This window comes from Pseudofrankia coriaricola, assembly GCF_001854805.1.
Lineage (GTDB): Bacteria > Actinomycetota > Actinomycetes > Frankiales > Frankiaceae > Pseudofrankia.
In genome coordinates this window covers 1-1975 of sequence record NZ_MBLO01000183.1, presented here as the reverse complement: position 1 = coordinate 1975, position 1975 = coordinate 1, and the positions used below count along the sequence as shown (strand labels likewise).

General features: G+C 63.7%; 2 protein-coding genes. One reads left to right on the top strand and one right to left on the bottom strand.

Features of this window, described 5'->3' with window-relative positions; translation table 11 throughout:
* The first annotated feature begins 141 nt into the window (after positions 1 to 141).
* Positions 142 to 390 carry a transposase gene (locus BCD48_RS21555; RefSeq protein ID WP_157910548.1) on the top strand — a complete coding sequence of 83 codons (249 nt, stop codon included), beginning with the start codon at positions 142 to 144 and terminating at the stop codon, positions 388 to 390.
* A gap of 230 nt (positions 391 to 620) precedes the next feature.
* Here the strand turns inward: BCD48_RS21555 and BCD48_RS21550 are convergent, their stop codons facing one another.
* Positions 621 to 1904 carry an IS256 family transposase gene (locus BCD48_RS21550; RefSeq protein WP_491677159.1) on the bottom strand — a complete coding sequence of 428 codons (1284 nt, stop codon included), beginning with the start codon at positions 1902 to 1904 and terminating at the stop codon, positions 621 to 623.
* Positions 1905 to 1975 lie beyond the last annotated feature (71 nt).

Sequence of the window (1975 nt, the reverse complement as noted above, 5' to 3'; positions counted from 1 at the left end):
CGTGAATCTCGGAGAGCGATGGCTGCGCGTGACCGTCGGGCGGGAAATAAACTGGCCGACAGTGCCCGAGAAAGGACCAAACACCCTTTAAGAGCTGGTTTCACAATGAGTGATCAGACGTGTGCAGGGTAGAGCTTGTCGGTGACCGATGATGTGCTGACCGATGAGCTGTGGGACCGGCTGGCCCCGCTGGTCCCGGTCCGGCCGCGGCGGTTTCGCTATCCGGGCCGTCGGGCGCTGGATGACCGGGCGGCGTTGGCGGGCATCCTGTGGATCCTGCGTAACGACGTCCCCTGGCGGCGGCTGCCTTCGGGACTGTCCGGGGTGACCTGCTGGCGGCGGCTGCGCGAGCCTGTCATGATTTCGGCTCTGGCGCACATTCGGTGGTAACGGTGCGTTAGCGCCGGTCGTGGAGGTCAAAGCGGTCGAAATCGGCCACCTCACAGACGTTCGCGAGGTCCGGCAGGCGCCGCCGCGCTGCGCTGGAAAGCCTCAACCAGGACAAAGTAGACGCAAGCGGCGTCTCACCACGCGATCACTGAACGTCACCACCGAATATGCGCCAGAGCCATGATTTCCGTGTAAGCCGGAGGTGAATAGCAGCCTACATATCCACGTTATCAGAAAGGCAAGCGTCCCGGGAGGAGGTTGACGAGCGAGTTGAGTGCCACTTTCCAGCCGTGGGTGCCGGTCCCGGACTCACCGCCTCGATGGCTCGATATGTTCCGGAGTCCCAGGTAGAGGAGCTTCATCGCCGCCTCCCGGTCCGGGAAGTGGCCTCGGTTCTTCGTGATTTTCCGGAGCTGGAAGTTCATCGACTCGATGGCGTTCGTCGTGTAGACGATCTTCCGGAGCTCCGGCGGGTAGTCCAGGAAAGGAATGAACTCCGCCCACGCGTGACGCCACACATCGACAGCACCCGGATACTGGGCCCCGAAGTTCTTGTCGAAGGCGGCCAGGCCGAGTTCGGCCGCCTCGAGGGTAGGCGCGGTGTAGATCTCCTTCATGGCCCTGACGACGGCTTTCCGGTCGGTGTAGGACACGAAACGCATCGCGTTGCGGATCACGTGGACGACGCACGTCTGCACCACGGTCTCGGGAAAGACCGCGACGACGGCCTCGGGCAGGCCGGTGAGCCCGTCACAGCACACGATCAGCAGGTCGCGCACGCCGCGGTTACGCAGGTCCGCCAGGACCTTCTGCCAGAACTTCGCCCCCTCGGCGTCCTGGATCCAGCAGCCCAGCGCGTGCTTGCGCCCGTCGACGTCGACCCCCACGGCCAGGTACGCGACCTTGGTCGTGACCACGCCGTTGTCCTTGACCCGGATCCGCAGACCGTCCACGTACAGGATCGGGTAGACCTCGTCGAGCGGCCGGGACTGCCACGCCTTGATCTCATCAACCACCACCTCGGTGACATTCGAGATCAACTCCCGGGACGCCTGGACGCCGTAGACCTCACCCAGGTGCGCCTCGATGTCACGCGTCGTCATCCCCCGCGAGTACAACGACAGGATCGTGTCATCGAGGTTCCCTATCCGACGAGCGCGCTTCGGCACGATCGCCGGCTCGAACGAGCCGTTCCGGTCACGCGGCACCTCGATATCGACCGGCCCGTTACGCGTCGACACCGTCTTCGTGGACATCCCGTTACGGGAGTTCCCCGTCCCGTGGCCGGCCGGATCGCCGACCTCGTACCCGAGATGGTCGGTCATCTCGACCTGCAGAGCACGCTCCAGGACGGCCTTCGTCATCCGGTTCAACAGACCATCAACCCCGTCGACCGGCGTTCCGGTCGCTTTCGCATCCTTCAACAACGCGTCGATCGCATCCGGCGCGAAAGCCTCCGCGATCCTCTGTGCCGCCGCCTCGTCATTTGTCCGAAGCGTTCCATTCTGCGTCATTCGGTGTCCATTTCTGATCCACCCGATCAAGGTAGATCGATCCTGGTCCACCTCCGACTTACACAGTCGTC

Excerpts from the sequence above, each read along its gene's own strand:
- BCD48_RS21550 (WP_491677159.1), bottom strand. The coding sequence starts at position 1,904 with ATGACGCAGAATGGAACGCTTCGGACAAATGACGAGGCGGCGGCACAG.